Source organism: Mucilaginibacter sp. SG564, from assembly GCF_013149275.1.
Lineage (GTDB): Bacteria > Bacteroidota > Bacteroidia > Sphingobacteriales > Sphingobacteriaceae > Mucilaginibacter.
Map to the genome: position 1 here is coordinate 85,891 of NZ_JABGNA010000011.1, position 25,692 is coordinate 111,582.

A 25,692-nucleotide genomic window follows, 5' to 3' on the forward strand; every position below is an offset into this window, starting at 1 on the left:
ATCAGCAAATCAAAAGCGGCTATGATGAAACGATCAGTTTTCGACCGCTCACTTTTATATGGATATCATCAAGTGTGAGAATTTTGATCACGTCAGAAAATGATGCGTTCCTGGGTATTTCTCCACTATAGGTATCTTTACCTATCGGCCCCTGATAAACCACATCAATATCATACCACCTGGAAATTTTACGCATTACATCTTGGATATCAGCATTCCTGAATAAGATCACCCCCTTTTTCCAGGCGGTATAATCTTCTGCCGCAACGGTCACTTTAGCAATTTGACCATTTCCGAAAATGGCTTGTTCATTCGGTTCGATAGCAAGCGCGCCACCACTCGATAAGGCCAGCCGATTCTTTCCATAGACTTCAACACGGCCTTCCAGCAGGGTAGTTTTAATTACCCCCTCCTCCTGGTAAGCGTTGACGTTGAAATGCGTTCCTAATACCTGTACCACCTGCCCGGCGCTGAGCACTTTAAACGGTCTGCCCGCATCATGGACCACTTCAAAATAGGCCTCCCCTGACAATTCCACAACTCTTTCGGTTTTCGTAAAATCAACAGGAAATCTGATTGTACTGGCCGCATTCAACCAAACTTTCGTTCCATCAGACATGACCAGTTGATATTTTCCTCCCCGAGGCGTTGACATGACATTATAAAGCAGGGACGAGTGAAAAGATCCGGATGTATTTTTTTTATAAAATAGCGTGCTATCAGCATAATTTTCAGCGGTAACGTTGTTTTGTGTAAACAATTCCCCTTTCTTTGAACTGTCAAGCGCTATTTGCCTACCGTCTGCGAGTATTAGGATCGCCTTATTGTCGCCCGGCTTAATGGTGCTTTTATTACTGGCCAATTCATAAGGCATAGTATCTTTTGCTCTGAAATATTTTTTGCTAATAAATAGCCCGCTGAGCACAAGAACCAGAATTGCCGCTGCCGCAGACAAATAGACCAACCTAAGCTTTCTGACTTGGTTTGTAGAGATTCTGGTATGCAGATCTTCTTTAAGCCGTTTTTCTATTTTTTCCTTACTTCCAAATTCTGGTAGCCAGGGAATATCAGACAGGTCGAAGCTATCCCTGTATTCTTCAAACATTTTTTGCTCTTCCGGCGTACAATTGCCAGACGTGCATCGCTCGTATAATTTTTTAAATTCTTCGTAAGACATGGTTATAACGGTTACTCTTATAGACAACTATTTCAGGAAGAACTCACATACTTTTTTACTTTTTTTAGATTTTTTTACACATACCTTGAATAGCATCCCCAGAAACCGTCCACAATTAAAGTTTGTTATTAAATTGCGAGGTTGAAGTGTACATTTAAGACCAACTAAAATGAACCACCCCTTACCAACAGACGAAGAATTATTTGAAGCAGTTAAGCGCAATGACAAAAAAGCGTTTAACTTGTTGTATGCACGGTATTGGGCATTAATCTATAAAAAAACTTTTTCTTACCTGCATGATACCGATGCCTGTATGGCTATCGTCAACGATATTTTTGTTAACATCTGGGAAAAGAGAGAAGCGCTGAACATTATCACTTTCAAAAATTATCTGACTTCTGCTGCCCGCTACCGGGTGTACAATTTCATCAAAGCGAATCATGCTTCTCCCCTAACCTATGTTCAGGATTATCAAAAATTGGATGATTTGAGTGTAGTATATAATCATGCTGAAAGCAATATCCAGACAATCGAATTAAGCAGCGACTTGGAGAAATTGCTGGACAGGCTGCCTGCGCGATGCAGGGAAATATTTTTGTTGAGCAGGGTGAATAACCTGACGAATACAGAAATTGCAGATAAACTATCCATTTCGAAAAGAGCTGTCGAAAATCAAATCTCATTGGCATTGCGATTCCTAAAGCCATATTTTAAACACTATCCGACCGTGTTGCTCCTTGCAAAACTGTTCGTTCTACATTCGAAATTCCCGTTATAGTTCATTGAGATTAAGTAATACAAAGGTTGTATCCTGACGTGTAGTTATAGCGTCTCGCCCCAAGGCCACTCGATTCAACCATTGGTGCGACCATTGAATCAGCTATCCGGGATTTAGCAAAAAAGGATTATGAAAATGCTCCCTTTTTAGATTACTGCCAATTTCGCTTAGTCTTATGACAAATTCGCAAAATTTTAATTGGTAAACATTTACCAACTTTATAAACCATTATATACTTTTTATTGCTACACCCTTATTAATACTAAACATGTACCCGGCAACAAATAGCCGGCTATATACCCTGATTGTTTAAAAATATTGTATGTCTAATCATCACGCTTATTCGGATAAAGAATTGGCCTATCTGTTAAAGGATAGTGATGAAATGGCCTTTACAGAAATTTATCACCGGTTTTATGGCGTGCTTTACCACCATGCCTATAAAAGCTTGCCCGATTCCGAAGCGGTAAAGGATGTGCTCCAGGAGGTCTTTGTATATTTATGGAACAACCGCGACAGTATAAACCCAGAAGATAATCTTGCTGCTTACCTGTATACATCTGTACGAAATAAGGTGTTGAACAACTTCAGGCATTTGAAAATTAAAAAAGATTATATCGCGTCATTTCAAAATTACCTGGATAGTAATAGTCAACCCGAAGCAGATGAGGCTATTCGCATAAAACAACTTATTGCCATTGTTGAAGCAGAAATAACGAAGCTTCCGGCACAAATGAGGCTCATATTTCAGATGAGCAGAAACAACCATCTTTCGCACCAGGAAATCGCTGATCAGCTTAATCTCAGCGTGTTGACCGTTAGAAAACAGGTTAATAACTCATTGAAAATTTTAAGATTAAAACTGGGAAGTAAATTTTTTTTTCTTTTTTTATAATTCATCTACTCCCTACACCTTCCTGAAGTGCATATAGCGTAATAAGGGCTCTCACTCCTTAACCAATTATGTCAAAAAAAGACGCGACAGATCTGTTGAACCGATACCGTAACGGTGAGGTATCCGAAGAAGAAAAAGCTTTGGTAGAAAGCTGGTATGCAGCTTATACCCAAAACGCTGCTACTCCTAAAATTGACGATCAGGAGCTGGAAAAAAATCGCGATGAAATTCTCCGGCGCGTTCTGTCTGACGTATCGGGCACAAGGAAAATTAATTTCGGCAGGTTGATCAGTATCGCAGCACTTGCCATTTTGATATTATGTGCCAGTGTGTTATTTATAAAATACCGCACGCCCCATCAGGGTCAGCCATCCTATGCGGTTAAAAAGGGTAATACAAATATACCTCCCGGCGGTAACAGGGCCACGCTAATTTTATCAAACGGCAGCACCATCAACCTAAATGATACCAAAAACGGGGCTTTGGCTAATGAGAAAGGTGTAGTTATTCATAAAAACGCAGATGGCCGCATTACCTATGATGAATCCAGCCACAATGCAACTCCCGGGGCCAATGTATTTAACACCGTTATTACACCCAAAGGGGGGCAATACCAACTTGTTTTAGGTGATGGCACCAAAGTTTGGCTCAACGCCGCATCGACATTAAAATACCCGGTAACATTCAGCGGTATAAAACGTGAAATAGAGCTTTCGGGCGAAGCTTACTTTGAAGTAGCCCATGATCAGCATAAACCATTCCTGGTAATATCAAATGGGCAAACAGTGGAGGTTTTGGGCACCCATTTTAATGTGAATGCCTATCCTGATGAAAAAATGACCAGGACCACATTACTGGAAGGCAGTGTTAAAGTATCAGCAGGTGAAATGACCAGCAAAATAAGGCCAGGCCAGCAGGTTCAATTTAAAGATGGTCACCTGGCAATAGCACAGGCCGACATAGAAGAAGCCATAGCCTGGAAAAAGGGATTCTTTTATTTTAAGGATGATGATATTCAAACGGTAATGCGGCAGCTTTCGCGCTGGTACGATGTAGTTGTAAAATACGAAGGGCAAATTCCCACAAGGGAATTTTCGGGGCAAATGAATAAAAACATCAATGCCTCACAGCTGATGCACATTTTAAGTATTGAGCAGATCCATTACCGGATAGAGGGCAGAACAATTATTATTATGCCTTAATTATTAACACACCAGTTATTCATTTTAAACAACATATATGAGAAAAAAAGTACAAAAAACAGTCCCTTAGGCAAATCGCCGGCGGTTAATTAAAACCAGAAACGTACCCCGACTGCAATCGGGATACGCATATCTGAGTTAACCTCCTTTACAGAAAAATGATCTTATTCAGCAATCATCCATTAACTCAAACTTTTCAAAAGTATGAAATTAAAGTCTCTTTTTGTGTCCACTGAAAATCGGTGGCTCCCCAAAAAAATAATACTGATTATGAAATTGACTACCCTCATGATTTTACTGGCAATACTGCAATGCAGTGCTGCGGTTTTTGGTCAAAAGATTAGTCTTAATGAAAGCAATGCTCCTTTAAAAAAGGTATTGAAAATCATTAATGATCAAACTGGTTATGTATTTTTTTATGAATCTAAAGTTATCCGTAATAAAAACATTACCGTAAATATTAAAGACGCTTCCCTTGATGTGGCCTTGACAACCTGTTTAAAAAGCCTACATTTAAGCTATGAAATAGTGAATAACACTATTTTTATTAAAGAACTTCCCGTAACTGTTCAACCATCGAAAACAGCTGATGCACAACAAGTCGTTATAAAAATAACCGGTCAGGTTTTTGACGAAAAAAACAATACTCTGCCTGGTGTTACCATACGGCTGAAAGGCGCGCAAACTGTTGTAATTGCAGATAAGGACGGAAAATTCAATATAGATGTACCCAATGCTAATGCGGTACTTATTTTTTCATTTATAGGCTATGCGACACAGGAAGTACCTGTTTTGCAAGACCGACCAATGAACGTTCACATGCAGCTTGATCAATCAAAACTGAACGAGGTAGTTGTATTGGGCTATGGCTCTGTAAAGCAAAGCGACCTTACCGGGTCAGTTTCAACCATTTCATCGGCCAAGGTAACACAGGTAAAAGGCATATCCAATGTTGCACAAACCTTACAAGGGCAGATGGCCGGTGTACAGGTAAACCAGGCCTCCGGGCAACCTGGCGAGGGTATGAAAATTGCCATAAGGGGTACCAATTCCATTAACGGTGGCAATGACCCATTGTACGTGATTGACGGGCAGATCACCCAGGGGATCAGCGCCCAACTGAACGTAGATGATATTGCCTCTATTGATGTATTGAAAGATGCTTCCTCCACCGCGATATATGGCTCCAGAGGCGCAAATGGCGTTATCATGATCACTACCAAAAAAGGCACTTCTAAGACATCCGGAAAACCACAGGTAAGTTATGACGGCTATTATGGAGTAGCTGATCTGAGACATAAATTAAAGCTGATTGATGCATCGGAATATGCCCAGTTACAAAATGAAGTTATAGCAAACGACAATGCCTCAGGGTTAAATAAACCGGCAAAACCACTACCATGGACACAAGATCAAATTAAAGGTCTGGGTAAAGGCACCGATTGGCAGGATTTGGTCTACAATACCGCGCCTACGCAAAATCATACCATATCTGTGGGCGGCAACACCGAAAATACCCGGTATTATACTTCCTTTGGCTATTTTAACCAGGAGGGCATTATTACCAACTCCAGTTACCGCAGGCTTTCCGGTAGAATTAACCTCGACCAGAAGCTTAATAAACAATTAAATTTCAACATCAGTTTGGCTCTTACCAAAGACACGTATAGGAAAAATAACTACCAAAATGCCGATTATGGCGGTGTCCCATTTCAAACCTTTGTAATGCCGCCAACAGAGGGGGTTTATAAGCCTGATGGTACTTACACCGTATTTACAGGTTTAAATTACGGGCAAACCAATCCCGTAGGCATGGCTAAAGAACAGTATAACCCATCTAGCACCTTACGGATACTGGGAACTGCCGCCTTGACCTATGAGGTAATTCCGGGACTGAAACTACGGTCAAGTGTGAGTATTGACAATGCGGACGTTCACCAGGATAATTACAATCCGCCATCAATTACTTTTGGTCAGCCTGCCGGTAATGCTTCACAGAACTATTCAAACTCCAATTCGTTCGTGAACGAGAACACCGCTACTTATACCCATAACTGGGGAAAACATAATCTAAACGCGCTGGCAGGGTTTACTTTTCAGCAGAATCATAGCCGTTATTTGAACAGCGGTACCGCTTCGGGCTTTGTGAGTACTGTGTATGTAGATAATAGTTTGCAATCGGCTACCACACTCGCCAATCCAAGTACGGGCAATTCAAGTAACACGCTCATCTCGTACCTGGGCAGATTAAATTACAATTATGCAGGCAAGTATTACGCTACTTTCACCGCCAGAAGAGACGGCAGCTCGGTATTTGGATCCAACAATAAATACGCGTTCTTTCCATCAGGAGCATTGGCCTGGACTATATCAGAAGAAGATTTCCTGAAAGAAAACCCGACCCTGAGCAACCTTAAACTGAGAGCGAGTTATGGTACGTCCGGAAACCAGGCTATCAATCCTTATCAAACTTTGGCTTCGGTATCAAGCATAAATACCATCCTGAATAACTCAAACACTACTGGTTACTATTATTCGTCCGTTTCCAACAATAACCTGAAATGGGAAACTACTAAGGAGCTTGATCTGGGTATTGATGTGGGCATTATCAAAAACAGGGTAAGCCTTACCGCCGACTATTACAATAAAAAAACAAGCAATTTATTATTATACGTAAACCTCCCGTCATCAACCGGTTTTGGTACCCAGCTGCAAAACGTAGGTAAAGCTTCAAACAAAGGCTATGAGTTCTCAATAAACTCCCGGAACATTGTTGGCAGCGACTTTACCTGGTCTTCTACCTTAACTTATACCCATAATCAAAATAAGTTATTAAGCCTCGGGATCGGGGCTGATGGGAAGCCAATACCTTACCAATACATCGGTACAGGAGGTAACTGGTTTCCGATGATTGTTGGACAACCTATGAACTCATTTTTTGGGCAGCAGGTAACAGGTGTTTATCAGAGAGATGCAGAAGCAAAGGCCAATGGCGAACCCACCAAACATGCCGGTGATTACAAATTCCTGGACTATAACCATGATGGAGTAGTAAATGACGATGACAAACATGTATTAACAACCCTGCAGCCTAAATTCACCGCTGGCTTTAACAATACGTTTACCTATAAGCATTGGGACCTAAGTGTTTTAATTACCGGTTCATACGGTGCTACGCTGGTAAATGAACTCAGGAAGTACAGCCTTACCCTTAACGGACAATGGACACCAACCCAGGAAGCTTATGATGCACGCTGGAAAGGGCCGGGCACCAGCAATGCAGGTGACAAACCATCGGCAAACAGCATGCAGTATACACGTGATTATGCCAATAGTTTATGGGAAGAAAACGGTAATTACCTCAAGATAAAGGATGTTACACTGGGCTATACTTTTAATGCCGCGCAGCTTAGTCGTATTAAGATATCGTCAATCAATATTTACATAAGCGCGCAAAATTACTTTACCATCACCAAATACACCGGTTATGATCCGGAAGTATCCTGGGCGTCGTCAACAGTAAACGGGTGGGACCGCGGTAATTACCCATCAACAAAATCAATCACAGCAGGCGTTAGGGTGAAATTTTAAATTGAACAAATCATGAAAAGATCATATAAAAAATTGTTTTTAAGCATGGCTATTGGGATGACCATAGCCATAAGCGGATGCAAAAAAACGCTGGAAGAACATCCTCAAACATCTATTACCCCCGGTACATTTTTTTCCGATCCGGCCAGTTACCAATTAGCAATTATAGGTTTATATGGCGACATACCGCTGTATGATGGCAGTATGCAGGAAATGCCTACAGATATTTACGGGGCACCTGCCCCGTCGGTTGAGCAAGGTTTACCCATGTACCAAAATGCCCCTCAGCCATATTATTACAACACCCAGGGCTGTTGGCGAAGTGGTTACCGCCTTATTAAAGATGCCAACTTTGTTTTAGGCGCCCTGCCAACCTCGCCGCTTGACGCGGCAACTAAAAACAAGCTAAGCGCCGAAGCCCAATTTATGAGGGGCTACGCCTACTTTTACCTGGTACAACTTTACGGCGACATCCCAATGCCAACAAAAGTTATTGTTGATAATAATCCCGCCAGTTTACAGCTACCCCGCACACCACAGGCAGATATATACAAACTGATACTGAGCGACCTGACCTATGCCGAGCAAAATTTGCCCGACAAGGCAGCCACAGCAGGCAGGGTGTACAAATCGGTAGCTTCGGCGCTTTTGGCAAAAGTTTACCTCACTATGGCTGGCAATCCTATGAAACAGACAGCCTACTACCAAAACGCAAAAGATGAAGCTTTAAAAGTGATCAACTCGGGATTGTTTACTCTTGTAGATGATTATGCCAATGTTTTTCATCATACCAGTTATACAACAGAATCTATCTGGGAGCAGTCATATGTGATTTCAAAGGGCGGTAACCCTTTACAGGGATCAACCGGCACAGCCGATACTTACAGGCCTTTACTGGTGCCTGCTCCCAGCTTTATCAGCAGTTTCCCGAAAGGCGACCGCAGACGGATATGGGGCATACTGGATCAATATCCCGATCCTAAAGTAAAAGGCGGTGTATTGGCACCCTTTTTTCAGAAATACTTTGATACTACAGGGGTTTCAAAAGGTGCTACTTCCTCTACAGTAATTAATCCCTGGAATTTTATTTATATCCGTTATGCCGATATGTACCTAATAGCAGCAGAAGCTGAGAACGAGATCAACGGGCCAGCCAATGCCTATCCATATATCAATACCATTCGTAGGCGTGCCCGGGTAGATAAGTCGGACCCCACAAACGTTCCTGATCTGGCCGGTCTCACACAGGATGGTTTCAGACAGGCCGTTTTAAAAGAAAGAAAATGGGAGTTTGCTTTAGAAGGAAATACCTGGTTTGATATGAAACGAACCAACACCTTCCAGCTTATTCAGGCCCAAAGAGGAAGCCAGCTCATTAACCCCATAGGCCCATACAATCAAACATGGCTTATTCCTGATATTGAGATCACGGCTAACAATATCCCTCAAAATCCACTTTATTAATCGTTAAATTGTACTTCTGGGCGAACATTATCGCGCTGGAAGTACAATTAATTTTATTCTCTTTAATATTCCATGCTAATGCAGTTTTTAAAATCAACTATCCTGACTATCTCATTTATCACGGCAGGTATATTTATGCAGCCTTGCTTTGGGCAGAATAAAATTTATGTTTCCAATAGCGGGAGCGATGAGAACGACGGTACTTTTAAATACCCAGTTCAACACCTGGCAACAGCATTGTCAAAAGCAAGCGGATATGTTAACAACAATGTAGTTGTCATACTACGGGGAGGAGTCTATCCTCAGCAAAAAACAATGGAGCTCAACCAGGGTAATTTTAAAGAACGCTCCCTGACTATCACTTCATATCCAAAAGAAAAAGCGACCATTACGGGCTCAGCTAAAGTAAACCCGGTATGGCAGCCTTACAAAGGAAATATTATTAAAGCAAAAGTGGCTATCGACTTTGCTCCCGATCAGTTATTCATCAATGGCAAAAGCCTTCCAATGGCCCGTTACCCTAATTTTGATTCTACAGTACGGGTTTATAATGGAACGGCTAAAGATGCGATAAGTGAAAGCAGGGTAAAAACCTGGCAGGCTCCAGCCGGAGGCTACATTCATGCACTGCACTCGGGCGAATGGGGTAGTTTTGATTATCTGATCACCGGGAAAGACGATAAAGGTATATTGACTTACGAAGGCGGCTGGCAAAATAACCGCCCTTCTGCCATGAACAAACAATACCGGTTTGTAGAGAATATTTTTGAGGAACTGGATGCCCCTGGCGAGTGGTTTTACAATAAAACAACCCAAACACTTTATCTATACCCACCCACAGTAACTGATCTAAAAAAAGCTGTATTTACCATGAGCGGCTTAACCGATCTGATCCATATCAGCGGTAGTAAAGAGAAGCCGCTAAGTAACATCACTATTAAAGGCATTAACTTTACGCAAACAGCACGATCATTTATGCTGGCCAAAGAACCTTTACTCCGCAGCGACTGGAGAATGTACCGCGGCGGAGCGATCCTGATTGACAGAACGGAGCATATAACCATCAGCAATTGTAGCTTTTATGAATTGGGCGGTAACGCGGTGTTTGTAAGTAATTATAGTAAGAACGATACCATCCGCGAAAACTATATACATACTATTGGTGGTAATGCTATTGCTTTTGTTGGTAGTCCTAATGCAGCACGATCACCTGCTTTTAGTTACGAAACTTTTGTTCCCTGGGATAAAATGGACTACCAACCGGGTCCTAAAAATTCGGATTACCCTCAATACTGTGTAGCCACAGGTAATTTGATACATCACATTGGTACTATAGAAAAACAGGTGGCTGGTGTGCAGGTCTCTATGTCGTCGCATATCACAATAAGTCATAATACCATTTACCATACGCCAAGGGCCGGGCTCAATATGAGCGAAGGTACATGGGGCGGGCATATTATTGAGTTTAATGATGTGTTCAATACCGTACTGGAAACCGGCGATAACGGGGCTTATAATTCCTGGGGCAGAGATAGGTACTGGTTGCCTGAGCGTAACGTGATCGATAGCATAGTGGCGGCCAGGCCAGGCATTCAGTTTTTGGATGTGATTGATCCCGTCACCATCCGCAATAACCGTTTTCAGTGCGATCATGGCTGGGACATTGACCTGGACGACGGCAGCAGCAATTACTTAATATATAACAATGTTTGTTTGAGCGGTGGTTTAAAACTACGCGAAGGTTACAGCCGTACCGTTACCAATAACATCATCATCAATAATACCTTTCATCCGCATGTGTGGTTAAAAAACAGTAATGACATATTTGAATATAACATCGTGAGCCTGCCATATGCCCCTATCCTGATGAATAACTGGGGTAAAAGCATCGATCATAATTATTTCCTGACAAAAGATGCCCTGGCAGCAGCCCAGAGCTTAGGTTTAGATAAAAACAGTAATTATGGTGATGCCCAGTTTATCGACGCGAAAGGCGGAGATTATCATTTAAAACCTGGCTCTCCGGCTTTAAAATCAGGTTTTAAAGATTTTGATATGCATTTCGGGGTAACTTCCATAGTTTTAAAAAAGTTGGCCCAAAAACCTGCGATCAATCCTTTGGTTACTTCCACAAACCAGGGTAAACAAAACCAGGTGGAATGGCTGGGTGCGCGTTTCAAAAACATTGAGAGCCTGGGAGAAAGATCAGCTGCCGGTTTGCATGATGATAATGGTGCGTTGCTTACGGATCTCCCACCGTCATCACTCGCAGCAAAAAACGGTTTAGAAAAAGGCGATGTAGTAATTAAGATCAATGAAGACAGTGTTAATTCTGTAGAAGAATTACTCAGGATATATCAGAAAATCAAATGGATGGGAAAAGCCGAACTTATTATAATGCATAACCAGGTGCCCAAAACTATTCATGTTAACTTCAACAAATAAATAAACCGTTAAATTTTCAATTATCAAGTTGTAAGGTCAGTACAGGAAACATTCATTAGGTAATGTTTCCTTTTTTATATCCATAAAAATTGTGTTATCATGATCATTCCTGATTAAACATTCCTGTTCAGCGTTTCTGTAAAATGCCCCTTGCTCCCTATTTTGCGGTTAAAAAAAACAGCGGTAAGTACCAATAACAGCAAACAAATAATGGCAAGCAGGTAACTAAATTGCATCAACATATTGGCCCAACTTAAATTTTTCATAAAAAACTCTTTGTAAAGCAGCAGGCCAACGCTACCTAAATAACCAAAAGAATCACAGATATAAACAAAGAAACCGGCATTGGCCTTTATTTTAAATAAGGCTATCATGCGGTCAAATAAAACCACCTGTATGGGTGTATAGGCCAGAAACATCCCCATGCCTACCAGCAACATCCACCAAAACGGATTTAATATATGCAGATGAAAAAGCAGGGTACTGCCGCCGCTCATTAATAAACCAAGACCAATTAAATATTGTGTACCCCAAAAACCTTTAATATTATTACGGATAAGCGAAAGGCATGCAATAGCTGCTAACACTATAATCCCGGAGATAGCCTCAGTTATGGAAAAAACCGACTTATTCCAGTTGGGGGATATTTCATTCCATATTTCTACCGAAAAGTTATCCCTAAAATCGCGCATGGTGGCCAATATGGTATAAATTAACCCAATTAAGAATATACCAAAACCATACTCCTTTAAAGCAATTTGCCTGTCGGCCGGGGTCATGGCTACCCGTTCTACTCGTAGTAATTTATCAGTTTCCGTTGGTTCTGGTATTACAGAAAGCATCCAGACAAAGGTGAGGAACAGCGGCAAAAAAAACAGGCCGATAACACCCGGCATCCAAAACTCCGAGATCATCGGAAACCATTCATGAACTATGAAATAAACGGTTTTCAATATCCCCGACGATACAATCAAACTGATACTCAATCCCATGGCCAGCATTTCGGTAAAACGCCTGCCTTCCAGGTAACTAAAAACAATACCCCAAACCATACCCAGGGGCAAACCATTCAGAAATAAAAAGAAAAAATTGTACGGGCGTGGTACAAGGCCAAATAATAAAAGTGAAACTTCGGCAAAAAGAATTAGCGAAATAATAAGCTTTACCCTACCCGATGCCTTTAGCTCTGAAATAACCTTTATACCAATGAATTTTGACACCATATAACCCAGCACCTGGGCAATGATCAGGATAGCCTTATAGTCAATACCCCAAAGCGCCAGGCCTGCGTATGTGCCGCTGGTGAATGGCTTTCGGAAGGCATACATACAAAAATAGGTACCAAAAGCCGCCAGCACACACCAGCATATGAAGAAAACTTTTGATTGAACAAGCAACTTATTTATTTGCTTCATATGATGGCGATGAACTGAGTAATGATCAGTTATATATTCCCTGTATACTGGCCTCCGCGTATCCTCCGGCACACGTCATGCCTTTGCCGCCAATGGCTGTGCGAATATGTATCCGGCTTTCTATATCCAGCTCTACCACGTGCTTGCTGTTGTGCTGCGGATAAACGCCAGCCCAGGTTGAGGCTATTTTACTTACATCAAAACCTACAATATTTTGCGCTTCTTTCAACATCAGTTCATTGATATGATTGTTGATATCAAAATTCAGATCATCGGAATGATTTACATCTGCATATTCATGCGAATCACCAATGATGATTGATCCATCCACGGCTTTTTTAAACAGGATGTGTACACCCCATTTTTTTAATTCGGCATAATGCTCGGGTGTTGTAAGTTTGGTATATGAAGGGCATTCCTGGAATGATTCATACCGGCGGATAGAAAGCCCGGTTAGTATATTCCCCTCTAACTGCACCTCGGGCATCGGAACTGTCCGCATCATTTGTAATTTACATAAGATGATACCGCTATCTTTAAAATGATCGGCAAATAACAATTTGTATTCGCCTCCATTACACACAATTACTTTATCGGCTATAAATTTCTCTTTTGTTGAACTCGTCACTTCCACATGATCGCCAATAACTTCACAGTCAATAATAGCTGTAGCCGGCTTATAGGTGAGTTGTGGATATTTGGTGATAGCATATTTGATGAGGCGATAGATGAGCCTATCTGGTTCCACACTTAATTCCTGCGGAAAGAAAATCCCGCCCTTACAATACTGATCATTTAGCGCCGGCCATTTAACCAGGCAATCTTTTGCCGATAGCAGCGAACCCTGGTAACCAAAGGAATCCATACGCTCTTTTAATTCGTGAGCCAACTGCAATTCTTCAGGGTCAGACGCCAGGTAAACGCTACCATTATTACGCACACTGATGTCAAATTCGCGCTGGATCTCCTGATACAATTCTGCTGTTTTGATGGCGTAAGGAAGCCAATCGGAAGACATACCGGAGGTTACTACCTGGCCAAAGTTTCTGACCGTCGCGCTTATAGGATACTGATCTTTTTCGGTCAGCAGTACTTTTTTGCCCAAACGTGCAGCATGCAAGGCATGAAACGTACCCAATATGCCAGAGCCAATTACAATTAAATCGTATGTTGATGAATTATTCATAATGATTTTTTACCAGGGCATTGAAAATGTTTTTACAGTAGTGAAGCACTTAATCGCCTCGATCACGCCTTCTTTTATTCCTAGGCCGGAGTCTTTAACACCACCAAAAGGCGAACTCTCTATCCTATAGCCCGGCACTTCATTAATATTTACAGTACCTACTTTTAGCTCCTTCACAAAACGGATGGCATGATCCATATTGGTAGTGACCACACCTGATGATAAACCAAAAGCGGTAGAATTGGAAAGAGCTATGGCATCATTAATATCTTTAAAAGTTAAAATGGGTGCCAGAGGTCCAAAAGATTCCTGAACAACCATTTGCGCATCCCGCGGAACATCTATAATCACCGTTGGTTGTAATAAAGCACCCGTGCGTTTACCTCCCAACAAAATCCTGGCCCCGCGGGCAACCGCTTTGTCCACCACGCTTTCTAGGTATATGGCCGATTGTTCGTCAATTACCGTCCCAACCCTGGTTTCAGGATCTGCCGGATCTCCGCAGGTATATTCTTTTGCCTTTTCAACAAAGCGTTCGGTAAACTCTTTGGCTATATTTTCCTGTACCAGGATGCGCTTTACAGCAGTACAACGCTGACCTGAATTCCGGAAAGCACCTTCTGCTGCCAATGTAACAGCCAGATCAAGGTTGGCATCTTCCAATACAATCAATGGATCATTGCCGCCAAGCTCCAGGATCACCTTTTTATACCCCGCCGTTTGCGCTATCTTTTTCCCTACAGCAACACTGCCGGTAAATGATACCAGATCTACCCGCGGATCCTGCACCAATGCCTCGGCAACATCTTTGGTATCTCCTAAAAGTACACTCAGCATATATGCCGGCAAACCCGCCTGGTACAGTAGTTCTACAAACCGGATAGCCGTTAAGGGTGTTTTTTCCGAAGGTTTTAGTATAACCGGCGTTCCGGCTGCTAAAGCCGGAGCAATTTTATGCGCCACCTGGTTTAGCGGGTGATTAAATGGTGTAATAGCAACAGCCAGTTTTAAAGGCTCACGCAGCGTAAATATTTTTCGCTGTTTGCCGTTTGGTGATATATCGCAGGAAAATACCTGCCCGTCATCTTTTAAACATTCTATGGAGGCAAACAGTAACACATCATGCGCGCGACCGATCTCATACCGCGCTTCAGAAATACATAAACCCGATTCGGCGGTGATCAATTTAGCAAATTCCTCTTTTCTGTCCAACAGCATCGTTTTGGCTTTATCCAAAATGCTATATCTCTCGTAACGGGTTAATATTTGACCACCTTTTAAGGCTATGTCAATAGCAGCCTGGATATCGTTACCGCCCGCCATTTCCACTGTGCCTACAAGCTGCCCGTTATAGGGGTTATTAACAGCTAATATCTTCCCGGATGATACAGGTTCACCGGCTATTAATGAGGCCAGTTTGAACATATTATCAGTACTTAACAATGTTTCCTCTTTCATCGTCCTCTTAAAATTCCTCTATGACACCCAATTAATGGGTACCGTTAACTGCAAAATCGAATACATCAAAATTCCGTGGATCGCCCTGCGCCTTCATTTTATATAAACTGTTTAATGGGTGCGAAACCACTAATGGCACCATTTCCTCATACCTGCCGCCGTGTGAGCGCAGGGTTCCGTCCAGGGCTTTCAGATCATGATCGGCAGCTGTTTTTCCAACTACTACATCACGTGCCGACAATACAAACAGGTCGCCTGTCCTATCTGCCGGTTGCTCCAGGATACGGCAGCCCGTTTCTTTATCATACACCTCGGTAATACCGGGCTGCTGTGCCAGCCAGTTTTTCACGTCATTGATATTCGAACCATTTTCCACGTGCACAGCCACATAGGATCCTAACGCACCATGATGTTTTACATAAGGGTCGGTTATAGGGCAAATAACCCTGAAACCTGTACCAAATTTTTCTGTGAGCATGGTTTCGATAAACAATACATTTGGCGAACCGTCGGCTTTTACTTTGGCGTTCATGCCATGATCTGCCGTTGCGCCAATAACGGCCCTTAATGCAAGCATTTTGCCCAATTCAATATCCTGAGCCTCATAGAATGCCAGTGACTCTTCGGTATCAGGTGCATAGGTATGTTGCATATAATCGGTTAACGATAGGTATAGAAAATCGGCCAGGCCTTTTTCTATCAGTGCAACGCCTGCCCGTAAAACAAACAGACTGGCTTCGGCACTATAAATGGCCGGTGTTTTATGCCTGATAACTTCTTCGGCATTTTCAATGCCATGTGTTTCCAGTTTTGCCTGATCGGCCTTTTCGGCAGAAAAAGCGATACCGTTCAATTTATAAGAAAGAATATCCCGTAATTTTTCTTTTGCGGTTACCACGGCTACTTTACGCCCTGCATTTGCCGCGGCAGCCAGCAAAGTATCCGCCCGGAGATATTCTGATGAGTTCATCATCACTTCCTGATCTTTTTGGGCATCGTAAAAGAAATTACCACAAATGCCATGCACCGCCGGACTAACACCCGTTACAATAGATGAGTTATTGACATTGGTAAAAGATGGTAAAGCTCCGCGCACCATACCACGATAGCCTTGTAATGCCATTTTTTTAAGATTAGGCATGCGATCATGAGCCAATGTAGTATCAAGATATTCATCGGCCGAGCCATCCATGCAGATAACTACAATGGGCTTTGCAGGTGGCGTATATAATTTACCGTTGGCCGAGAAAGACGTTGTTGAGATGGTATTCATTATCTATTTTTATATAATCAAGTTCTAACTTTATCAGTTGCAATGGTAAAAGGGCCGTAACCGCTACGCCCCTTAAACAAACACATTAATCAACTTTACCAGTACTTTTAAAACCACAACTGAAGCCAAATTCTGCTTACAATCATTGTTTAGTATTTATATTCAAATGTAATTATTTTTTGTAAAAAAGTAAACAAATACTAAACTTTTTGAAAATATTTTTCTACATGCGCTTAATACGTATCTCATGAAAAACTAAAAAACCGGCATCCAATTGTTTACTAACACTATATATACTAGAACATTAATGCATCCCTTAAAAAGGAAATTATTTGTGGATGCTCATTCGCTTATTTACAACTTTGATGGTATCGATAAAATGCTCATCCAGCTTTCCGTTAGGCAATGGGCCTGTATTTAACACAAAAGACGCATGTTTGCCTGCCACTTTTTCCATATTATGTATAAGGGTATCAACCGGTTTATATATTTGTTTAGAGTAGTATCCCCATTTATTACTGCTCATATCCATGGCTTGCAATGGCATTTGCTTTAAACGAATATCACTATCGTACGCAGACTGCGGAAAAGGATCATATAAAGCATATACCATAGCATCTTCACCCGGAATGTAAAACATATCATGATTATTGATGATCATACAAGCTGGCTGCAATTGATGAATCAACTTGTAAATTTCTCCAAAGGGATATCTGCCTACATCTTTTGACCAATATCCATCAAACCATATCCCGGCAACCGTTCCGTATTTGGTAAGTAACTCAGTGAGCTGATTTTTCATATACTGAATATACTTTTGCTCATCCCTATTTGGATTAGGTAATTGATGCTTATAGGTTCCCCCTTCGTCTTTACGAAACACAAAATCTGGATGATGCCAGTCCAATAAGGAATAATACAACCATAATTTTATCCCCTGTTTATGACACTCATCGGCCAGGGCTTTAATAATGTCTAATCGCTTTTTTCCGTGATGCATGATTGTCCAATCTGTATATTTAGAATCGAACAAACAAAAGCCATCGTGATGTTTGGTGGTTACAGTAATATATTTAAACCCTAATTTTTTTGCAGCAGCTACCCATTCTTTAGCATTAAAATCTCTGGGATCAAACTGGTCAGCAATTTTTTCATACTGAGGGACGGTATATTTACGCATGGCCCAGGCTTCATCCACATCATCTAACTGCGAATAAATACCATAATGGATAAACAAACCTAATTTGGCGTTATTAAACCATTCCCGGTTTTCGAGATTGCTTTTAGAAGGAATATATGATGATTGCGCAAAGCCCGCCATTGAAAAAACAAGCATTATGGAAAACGCAGTGATAATCTTTTTCATGATGTGATTTTTAATATTCTGTTTTATGAAATATAAAAAGGGCCACATCCCTGCGGCCCTTAATTAAAAATTAACTAACCAACAAAGCTCTTTTGATATTTATACTGTTTTACCAACCCGGATTTTGTGTTAACTTTGAGTTAAGCTGCAACTCCTGGGTAGGCAAAGGGAAATAGTAATTTTTAGGATCGGCAAATGTTTTGACCAAGGTAGGGTTCACCACTACGTTTCCATAGTTACCTTTGCTTAAAAAAACATCTGTTCCAATTACAAAGTAAGCTACGTTTGGTATGGGATTCGCAGGTTTACTCGATACCAGGCCAACATCGGGCACCCCATCGCCATTCATATCAAAAATACCTGTAGATGGGAAGTACATGCCATAAAAGGTCTTGGCTAACAATGCACCATTTTTCCACCGCATGAGGTCATCATAACGAAATCCTTCACCTGCCAACTCTACTCTTCGCTCCCGGCGGATCTCCAACAACACATTTTGTAAGGCACCCGACACATTGGGATAAGCTATTGCCAATACAGGGTCAACAGGCACATTCATCAATAAATGAGGCATCCCCACTCTGTCCCGAAGTAAGTTAATGGACATATCAAGGTCGGCTTGTGAAAGCGTACCCGTTCCGGCATTCGCCAATTCTGCTTTTGCTTCTGCATAGATCAACAGAATCTCCCCATACCGAAAATCTATTCCTGCATTGGTATTGCTATTGTATGCAAGAGCAGTGGGATCAAAATACTTAAACAGATAATAACCAGTTTTAGACTTACCTAATGTATTTGGCCCAAACATATCACCATATGCCAGCGTAGTTGGAGGCAAAACGGTTTGCGGTAATCTGGGATCGCGATTTTTAAACTCCCCTTTAACCATCATGGTATCGTAACCTGGCACTTGAGTAAAGGGAGTGCCATTGCTGGTAAGATAAGTATTCATACAATCCTTTGTCATACCCATACCGTCAGACCTGATAGCCGCATCGGTTGCTGAATAAACATGAAGAGTACTACTGTAATATGTACCTAATATTACTTCAGCCCCTTGCGGATCTCCCGGATTATAAAATAAAAATAAGTTCTGATAGTCCTGACCAGGCTTTCCGGTAGTATATAATTTAAAATTACCACTTTGCATCACTGCAAGGGCCGCGCTATCTGCTGTTTTTAAAAACGACTGACTACCATCTATTCCCTGATACTTTCTAAATGTCCCCTCATGCAACCCTACTCTGGCCATCAGTGACAGTGCTACCCACTTGGTAATAGTGCCAGAAGGCCCGGTAGGATTGACATTATTTACGGCAAACCTCAGGTCAGCCATTACCGAATCCATAACCAGTTGCCTGGAATCTCTCGCTTTATATAAATCAGCAATGTCATTTGGCGCTATAGCCCTTCCATACCAGGGCAAAGCACCAAAGCGCTTTGCTTTATCAAAATAAAACCAGGCCCTAAAAAATCTGGCCACCCCTACATAATGATTTTTTACAGTCTGTGGTGCGTTTGCTTTTTGATAATTCTGTAAAAAATAGTTCACAGTTTTTAAATAAGTCCACGTCCAGCCTGCCTGACTGGCAGTGCTTGGCAATACCAGCTGACCAGCCACTACTTTATTAAAAGGAAAGTTCTCGGTATTATCACTTTGCACATCTCCCGCTCTATAGGAATCACCTAATAATTGTGAGGGAAGAGTGGGGACATAAGAATAAAACCCGTTACTATAGGTATCTAAATCAGAAGCATTATTAAAAAAGTTTTGTTCTGTTATGTCCGATACCGGATACCGGGTCAAAAAACTATCTTTTTTACAGGAGTATAATGATAAGATACTTAGCATCATACCGATTATCGCAATTATATGAAACTTTTTCATTGTTGTGAGTTTGAACTAAAAATTAAAACTTTGCACTTATACCAAATGAATATTGGCGTTGGAAGGGATACACTTTCCCTGAGCCCCAGCTACCACCCAATCCTTCCGGGTCAAAACCTTGCGGTAGATGATCTGATTCCCAAAGGTCCTCTCCGCTAAAATATACCCGCAAGCGGTCAACACCTATCTTTTTTAATTGAGGGAGGGAGAACGAATACCCAACGGTTAAATTTTTAAGACGGACATAAGCAGCGCTATAGAGATACCTGGTTTGAGGAACTGCAAGATCATACCATGCTCCGGCATCACCTTCCCGCCAGCCCTTCAGGGCAGGATAGAAAGCATTCGGGTTTTGCGGGGTCCAGGTGTTATTCACGATATTCTTAGTAACATTTTCCCAGGGTGCAAAAAACATACTCCAATAATAGCCCTCAGTAGGGTAAAAACTCGCCTTCCCTACCCCTTGGAAATAGAAGCTTAAATCAAAATTATTCCAGGAAAAATTACCTCCCGCGCCAAAATTATACCGGGGAGTGGTATTACCAATTACTTTGGCATCACCCGGATTTGCTACCGTACCATCGCCTAACGTAATTTTTCCATCATGGTTGAGGTCGGCATATTGCAGCTCTCCTGCTTTGTTCAAATTATAATATCCCATAAGCGCGGATTGATCTGGCGCTGCTTTCGCGGCGGCATCTGTTTGAAATATCCCTAAGTCTGTTAGCCCCCATATATCACCCACGTGTTGCCCAACATAATAACCACCTCCTTGCCAGTATTTTGTAGGATTGTTATACCGGGTAATTATTGACTGAGAGTCCCAAACATTCGCCCGCAAACTATAGTTAAATGGTCTTCCTGCTAAGTCAAATTTATCGTTATAGGTAAGGCTCAGGTCCCATCCCCGCGTTCTTTGATCGGCAGCATTCTCTTTAGGCTGGCTTGCTCCTAAGACGGCCGGGAGTTGAAATCCCGCCGTTATCATATTTTTGGTATCGCGCTGATATATGTTAAAGGAAACATCCAGTTTGTGAAACAGGCTAAAATCTACACCTGCAACAGAATTATAAATTTTCTCCCAGGTAAGTGACGGAGATACTAAATTAGGTGGAGTAACGGTCACGGGTTGAGCACCACCTAATAGATTGGTGGTTGTGCCATGTCCAAGCAGCGGAATAAACTGGTAATTCCCTAAATTCTGGTCATTTCCCAAGGTGCCATAAGAGGCACGAAGCTTCAAATTATCAACTACACCAGTGAGGCTTTTAAAGAATGGCTCTTCCGATACCCTCCATCCCAGGGAAACGGAAGGAAGAAATGTATACTGTTGGGTGATCGGAAAACGGGAAGATCCGTCATAGCGTCCATCTAACTCCAACAGATATTTATTGTCATAGCTATAATTCAAACGTGAGAAAGCTCCCCTGGTAGCCCATTGATAACCAGATCCACCAACCTGGGGTGTTGCTCCTGTTGTTCCCCCAAGATAGCCTACGCTATTGGTAATCAAATTATTGTTAAGCGCAGAAAAGGTATTAAAGCTATTCTTCTCCTGATTGAAACCAATCATCCCCTTAAAGTAATGCTTACCAAAAGTTTTTTCATATTCTGTATAAATATTGATGATCTGATAAGAATTATCGTCGGCATATGCTGATGCATTGGAGTGACCTGCATAGAACACCTGTTGATTTGGCCCGTTTTCATACGGAACAACTAATTGAGATGCCTGATTGTAATCATTGATGGCTCTGAAGGTATAATCACCTTTAATTCTCCAGGCATTATTAAAAAACGAAGTTGTAAAACCAATAGTGTTTTGTGGTTGATTAGTCACCGTATTGCTACGAGCTCCATTTTTTAAAAAACCTATATAAGCTCCCGCAGAGGTATATGACCCATCTGGGTTGGTAACAGGAACTAATGTATTAGCGCGGCCAATGGAGTGATAAAGATCGCCTGACGTCCAATCAGATGTCCATAAAGAAGGCTGATTATAAATGATACGATTGTATGCTGTGTTCGTATAAACACTCAGCCAGCTTGTAACCTTCATATCCAGTTTCGCACGAATATTGAACCTGTTATAATAGTCGGCATTATCACGAAACACCCCATTCTGGTTACTATAACCAGCTGAAAAATAATAAGTGATCCGATCGCCTCCGCCACTCACCGTTACATTATGGAGCTGGCTTGTGTTAATGGGTTTATATAGGTCAGTGAACCAATTATTGCCGGCTGCATAAATATAATTAGCCGGGTCGGCAGGATCGGCAGTTGCCGCTGGGAGGCTGGGATCTTTTGACCGCGCGTTGGCATAAGCCACGGTTGCGCTATTAAATAAGTTCACGCCATAGTATGAATAGTAAGCCTGGTTCTTATAATCAACTACAGTGGCCGGGTCGGTTACCACATCTGGCAGATTAGTTATCTTATGCAGCGAATAATTCATACTATAGGTAACCTTTGGAGTTCCCGTTTTCCCCGACTTTGTTGTGATCAATACCACTCCAAATGCAGCTCTGGAACCGTAAACAGCCGAGGAGGCAGCATCCTTAAGTACGCTTACACTGGCTACATCATCAGGATTAATATTGCTAACATCACTGGTTACAATATTATCAACCAATATAAGCGGCCCGCCTCCATTAATAGAAGTAAATCCCCATATATTAAAGGATGGTGCAGCGCCGGGTTGGCCGCTCGGAGAAGTTACCGTTAAACCTGGCAACATCCCCTGCAACCCTCTTCCAACATTGGGTATGGGCCGATCTTCCAACACAGCACCACTGATGGTATTTACGGCCCCTGTTAGGTTAGCCTTTTTCTGACTGCCATATCCAACTACAACAACTTCATTTAAACTGCTTGATGAAGCTTTCATCACTACATTCAGATTGGCACCGTTTACCGACACCTCCTGCGTAACGTACCCAACAAAGCTAAAAATCAGAACATCCTCTTTATTGGGAGTCGTGATATGAAAATTACCCTGCGAGTCGGTAACTGTACCAGTTGATTTACCCAGCTTTGATTTGATGATAACACCAGGTAAGGGTTTATTACTATCATCGGTTACCGTACCGGTAACCTTACTTTGGGCATAGGCAACATCCAAAGCCAGCAGCCATACCACTACCGTGATCAGGCCATACTTGAACAAGTAAAAAGTCTTCATTTTTTAACAGTTTAAATTTTAAGTTTTGTTTAGTATTTATACAATTATAGACATTATTTGTAAACAAAAAGTAAAGTAATATTAAACTTTTTAAATGAAATATCATTTATCTATAAACTAAATCGTTTTGCAAATACAGTTAAGGATGATTTTTAAAATAAAGTATATATAACTGTAAATTAACAATTTACAAGTAAATTAATTACACAAACGTTTGTGTAAATTATAAACCCAAGAGAAAGAAGATCATTTAACTCACACGAAACAACTGTTTAATTGTTTATAAATACTAAAGAAAAATAAAATCAACAAAACAAAGAAATTTACACCATTTTTTAGATAAAATACATCATGATAAATACAGCAAATTATAGGCTTGAGGAGTACTTTTTTTCGAAAAAAAGAGCAGACGTTGAAGATATCAGAGATGTAGCGTGAGCAGAATACCTATTAAAATAGCCGACAAAGGCGGCTTCTCTCAAAATTTGGGATGGAGGTATAAAAAAGGTCCGTATTTAAATACGGACCTTTTTCTAATGCTATTTGACGTGGGTTAGGTACTATCAATCGTTCGAGATGAAATAATAAACTACCAGCATGATGGCTTCAGAATCGCCAATGTTAGATAAATTGTGCCCCAAGCGTCCGTCAAAGAAAATGGAATCCCCTTCTTCCAAAACATAGCTTTTATCTTCTATCAGGTATTCAATTTTACCTTTAATCAGATATTTGTATTCAAAAGCATCGGTAACCACCATTTTATTGCGGCGAGCACCTTTCTTAAGTTCTAACAACACAAAATCAACAGGGCCTCCCTTTATATTGCGCGTAAGCATTCTTTGGTAGCTAAAACCTTTGGAGGCTTCTTTTTGAATAGGACTGTATTCTGATGAGCGGATAACGAATACTTTTTCCTGGTGACCACCGGATGAAAGGTCCTTAAAAAATTCCGTCAGGTCGAGATTTAACGATTGAACGATATTCATCAATACTGGAAGTGAGGGTATAGTACGGTTATTTTCAATCTGGGATATTAATCCTTTACTAACACCTGCTTTATCTGCCAGTTCCTGAATGGTTATGCGTTTGTCTTTTCTTATTTCTTTTAAACGGTAGCTGATCTTCAGGATAATATCGTCTTGCATAATAGTTACTTTCGCTCAAAAGTAATTAAAATTTCACAATGGTACCCGTTACGCTATGCAATGAATAAGGGCAAACGCATTCAAATTTATTTTGACCGATTTAATCCTATAATTTATTCGAATGGCCACACTGGACACTCCGGCGGAATCAGAAAACAATCAGTAACGAGCCTATAAAATGATGGCTTACACTATTTCAAGGAAAAAACTAATAAATAACTAATTATCAATAATTTAACTACATAAAATCCATAAAAAATACAAACCATGCAAACCCACTTTCTAGCAAAATAGCCCTATTTAAACAGTATAAACTATGATAGGATCCATTTAATCAAACCCATCAGTTACGGGTTTCCCGCGCCAGCTTTGTGGCATTTTCAGTCCAAATATCCAGGCTATAGTAGCAGCTGTATCATAAGTAATGATCACATCTTTTATTTCGTGATTCTTTTTAACACCTGCACCGTTTATGATCCAGGGTATCTGTATCTCATCCAATGATTTGCCGCCGTGCCCCTTGTTAATACCGCCATGATCGGCAGTCACCATAATAATGGTCTCGTTTTCGATACCCGCATCTTTTACAGCTTGAACAATCTTCCCTATCCGAGCATCAACCTTTTGCAGTTCTTCATAATATGCTGGAGTGCGGTGCCCGATATTATGCCCTACTCCATCTGGCTGACTAACGTGGATGAATGTAAATAACGGCTTTTGCTTTTTGATGACGCTTGCAGCCGTGTCTACACAGAAATCATCGCCTGCATCGCCACCTGGTATTACCATATCAATAGCATCTTTTTCAATCAGCGGCGCAATACCGTCCCAGCTATAAATGGCCGCGGTTTTCGCGCCTGGCTTTTGATCACGGATAACACTGAAGATGCTTGGAAAAATACCGTACTTAGTTATTGTTACCGACGGAATTTCCGGAACTTTGCTATTCCATTCTGTATAGCCGTGCTCTGTTATCCCCGCACCCATTAACATAGATGCCCAATTATCGGCGCTTGAAGATGGCATCACACACCTTGCCTTTAACGACCATGAACCTGTCTCCATCAAATGTTTTAAATTGGGCATTTTGGCACCGGGTACAGCATAAGCGCCAAAACCATCGCAGCCTATTAATACTACGTGTTTTACGTGTTTAACTTGCGCGCTTAATTGTAATGCCAGGCTAAAGAGGCAAATAACTGTCAGTAATCTTTTCATTTAGTGT

At 41.4% G+C, this 25,692-nt stretch carries 16 protein-coding genes; 6 read left to right on the forward strand and 10 right to left on the reverse strand.

The genetic code is table 11. The features are described 5' to 3' along the window. Nucleotides 1-19: 19 nt before the first annotated feature. Entirely contained in the window at nt 20-1,177 is a 1,158-nt protein-coding gene (locus FHW89_RS22800) for a FecR family protein (protein WP_172337362.1), read from the reverse strand. Between the two features lie 169 nt (nt 1,178-1,346). Here FHW89_RS22800 and FHW89_RS22805 point away from each other — a divergent pair, with 169 nt between their 5' ends. The 6 genes from FHW89_RS22805 to FHW89_RS22830 all read left to right on the forward strand — a co-directional run bounded on the left by FHW89_RS22805 (nt 1,347) and on the right by FHW89_RS22830 (nt 11,552). Next, nucleotides 1,347-1,955: an RNA polymerase sigma factor gene (locus FHW89_RS22805; protein ID WP_172337363.1), complete on the forward strand. Its 609-nt coding sequence runs from the start codon at nt 1,347-1,349 to the stop codon at nt 1,953-1,955. Nucleotides 1,956-2,277: 322 nt separating this feature from the next. Next, nucleotides 2,278-2,850 (forward strand): RNA polymerase sigma-70 factor, encoded by a 573-nt coding sequence (locus FHW89_RS22810; protein ID WP_172337364.1) that lies wholly within the window; start codon nt 2,278-2,280, stop codon nt 2,848-2,850. Between the two features lie 68 nt (nt 2,851-2,918). After that, the gene (locus FHW89_RS22815) at nt 2,919-4,052 is read left to right on the forward strand and encodes a FecR family protein (RefSeq protein ID WP_172337365.1); all 1,134 of its coding nucleotides are present in this window, start codon (nt 2,919-2,921) and stop codon (nt 4,050-4,052) included. Nucleotides 4,053-4,322: 270 nt separating this feature from the next. Next, nucleotides 4,323-7,643 carry a TonB-dependent receptor gene (locus tag FHW89_RS22820; RefSeq protein WP_253952302.1) on the forward strand — a complete coding sequence of 1,107 codons (3,321 nt, stop codon included), beginning with the start codon at nt 4,323-4,325 and terminating at the stop codon, nt 7,641-7,643. A gap of 12 nt (nt 7,644-7,655) precedes the next feature. Then, nucleotides 7,656-9,107, forward strand: a complete 1,452-nt coding sequence (locus FHW89_RS22825; protein WP_253952303.1) for a RagB/SusD family nutrient uptake outer membrane protein — start codon at nt 7,656-7,658, stop codon at nt 9,105-9,107. Nucleotides 9,108-9,185: 78 nt separating this feature from the next. Continuing rightward, nucleotides 9,186-11,552 carry a right-handed parallel beta-helix repeat-containing protein gene (locus FHW89_RS22830; RefSeq protein WP_216650671.1) on the forward strand — a complete coding sequence of 789 codons (2,367 nt, stop codon included), beginning with the start codon at nt 9,186-9,188 and terminating at the stop codon, nt 11,550-11,552. A gap of 113 nt (nt 11,553-11,665) precedes the next feature. Here the strand turns inward: FHW89_RS22830 and FHW89_RS22835 are convergent, their stop codons facing one another. The 9 genes from FHW89_RS22835 to FHW89_RS22875 all read right to left on the reverse strand — a co-directional run bounded on the left by FHW89_RS22835 (nt 11,666) and on the right by FHW89_RS22875 (nt 25,685). Next, nucleotides 11,666-12,967 carry a DUF5690 family protein gene (locus FHW89_RS22835; RefSeq protein WP_172337367.1) on the reverse strand — a complete coding sequence of 434 codons (1,302 nt, stop codon included), beginning with the start codon at nt 12,965-12,967 and terminating at the stop codon, nt 11,666-11,668. A gap of 25 nt (nt 12,968-12,992) precedes the next feature. Continuing rightward, a complete protein-coding gene (locus FHW89_RS22840; RefSeq protein ID WP_172337368.1) occupies nt 12,993-14,153 on the reverse strand; it encodes a TIGR03364 family FAD-dependent oxidoreductase in 1,161 nt (386 codons plus the stop codon). A 9-nt stretch (nt 14,154-14,162) separates the two neighbouring features. Continuing rightward, a complete protein-coding gene (gene phnY / locus FHW89_RS22845; protein ID WP_216650672.1) occupies nt 14,163-15,611 on the reverse strand; it encodes a phosphonoacetaldehyde dehydrogenase in 1,449 nt (482 codons plus the stop codon). A gap of 31 nt (nt 15,612-15,642) precedes the next feature. Beyond that, nucleotides 15,643-16,884 carry a phosphonoacetate hydrolase gene (phnA, locus tag FHW89_RS22850; RefSeq protein WP_172337369.1) on the reverse strand — a complete coding sequence of 414 codons (1,242 nt, stop codon included), beginning with the start codon at nt 16,882-16,884 and terminating at the stop codon, nt 15,643-15,645. A 328-nt stretch (nt 16,885-17,212) separates the two neighbouring features. Next, nucleotides 17,213-18,250 (reverse strand): alpha-L-fucosidase, encoded by a 1,038-nt coding sequence (locus FHW89_RS22855; RefSeq protein ID WP_172337370.1) that lies wholly within the window; start codon nt 18,248-18,250, stop codon nt 17,213-17,215. A 109-nt stretch (nt 18,251-18,359) separates the two neighbouring features. After that, the gene (locus tag FHW89_RS22860) at nt 18,360-20,138 is read right to left on the reverse strand and encodes a RagB/SusD family nutrient uptake outer membrane protein (RefSeq protein WP_172337371.1); all 1,779 of its coding nucleotides are present in this window, start codon (nt 20,136-20,138) and stop codon (nt 18,360-18,362) included. Between the two features lie 22 nt (nt 20,139-20,160). Next, nucleotides 20,161-23,322: a TonB-dependent receptor gene (locus FHW89_RS22865; RefSeq protein ID WP_172337372.1), complete on the reverse strand. Its 3,162-nt coding sequence runs from the start codon at nt 23,320-23,322 to the stop codon at nt 20,161-20,163. 563 nt (nt 23,323-23,885) lie between these two features. Further along, nucleotides 23,886-24,467, reverse strand: coding sequence for a helix-turn-helix domain-containing protein (locus FHW89_RS22870; RefSeq protein ID WP_172337373.1), 582 nt, complete (start codon nt 24,465-24,467; stop codon nt 23,886-23,888). 330 nt (nt 24,468-24,797) lie between these two features. Next, nucleotides 24,798-25,685 carry an alkaline phosphatase gene (locus tag FHW89_RS22875; protein ID WP_172337374.1) on the reverse strand — a complete coding sequence of 296 codons (888 nt, stop codon included), beginning with the start codon at nt 25,683-25,685 and terminating at the stop codon, nt 24,798-24,800. Between the last annotated feature and the right edge of the window lie 7 nt (nt 25,686-25,692).

Bases quoted from the DNA above. Each gene is read 5' to 3' on its own strand.
- FHW89_RS22840 (WP_172337368.1), bottom strand. From the start codon at position 14,153: ATGAATAATTCATCAACATACGATTTAATTGTAATTGGCTCTGGCATA.
- FHW89_RS22855 (WP_172337370.1), bottom strand. From the start codon at position 18,250: ATGAAAAAGATTATCACTGCGTTTTCCATAATGCTTGTTTTTTCAATG.
- FHW89_RS22810 (WP_172337364.1), top strand. From the start codon at position 2,278: ATGTCTAATCATCACGCTTATTCGGATAAAGAATTGGCCTATCTGTTA.
- FHW89_RS22865 (WP_172337372.1), bottom strand. From the start codon at position 23,322: ATGAAGACTTTTTACTTGTTCAAGTATGGCCTGATCACGGTAGTGGTA.
- FHW89_RS22835 (WP_172337367.1), bottom strand. From the start codon at position 12,967: ATGAAGCAAATAAATAAGTTGCTTGTTCAATCAAAAGTTTTCTTCATA.
- FHW89_RS22800 (WP_172337362.1), bottom strand. From the start codon at position 1,177: ATGTCTTACGAAGAATTTAAAAAATTATACGAGCGATGCACGTCTGGC.
- FHW89_RS22875 (WP_172337374.1), bottom strand. From the start codon at position 25,685: ATGAAAAGATTACTGACAGTTATTTGCCTCTTTAGCCTGGCATTACAA.
- FHW89_RS22830 (WP_216650671.1), top strand. From the start codon at position 9,186: ATGCAGTTTTTAAAATCAACTATCCTGACTATCTCATTTATCACGGCA.
- FHW89_RS22825 (WP_253952303.1), top strand. From the start codon at position 7,656: ATGAAAAGATCATATAAAAAATTGTTTTTAAGCATGGCTATTGGGATG.
- FHW89_RS22805 (WP_172337363.1), top strand. From the start codon at position 1,347: ATGAACCACCCCTTACCAACAGACGAAGAATTATTTGAAGCAGTTAAG.
- FHW89_RS22860 (WP_172337371.1), bottom strand. From the start codon at position 20,138: ATGAAAAAGTTTCATATAATTGCGATAATCGGTATGATGCTAAGTATC.
- FHW89_RS22820 (WP_253952302.1), top strand. From the start codon at position 4,323: ATGAAATTGACTACCCTCATGATTTTACTGGCAATACTGCAATGCAGT.
- phnA (WP_172337369.1), bottom strand. From the start codon at position 16,884: ATGAATACCATCTCAACAACGTCTTTCTCGGCCAACGGTAAATTATAT.
- phnY (WP_216650672.1), bottom strand. From the start codon at position 15,611: ATGAAAGAGGAAACATTGTTAAGTACTGATAATATGTTCAAACTGGCC.
- FHW89_RS22815 (WP_172337365.1), top strand. From the start codon at position 2,919: ATGTCAAAAAAAGACGCGACAGATCTGTTGAACCGATACCGTAACGGT.
- FHW89_RS22870 (WP_172337373.1), bottom strand. From the start codon at position 24,467: ATGCAAGACGATATTATCCTGAAGATCAGCTACCGTTTAAAAGAAATA.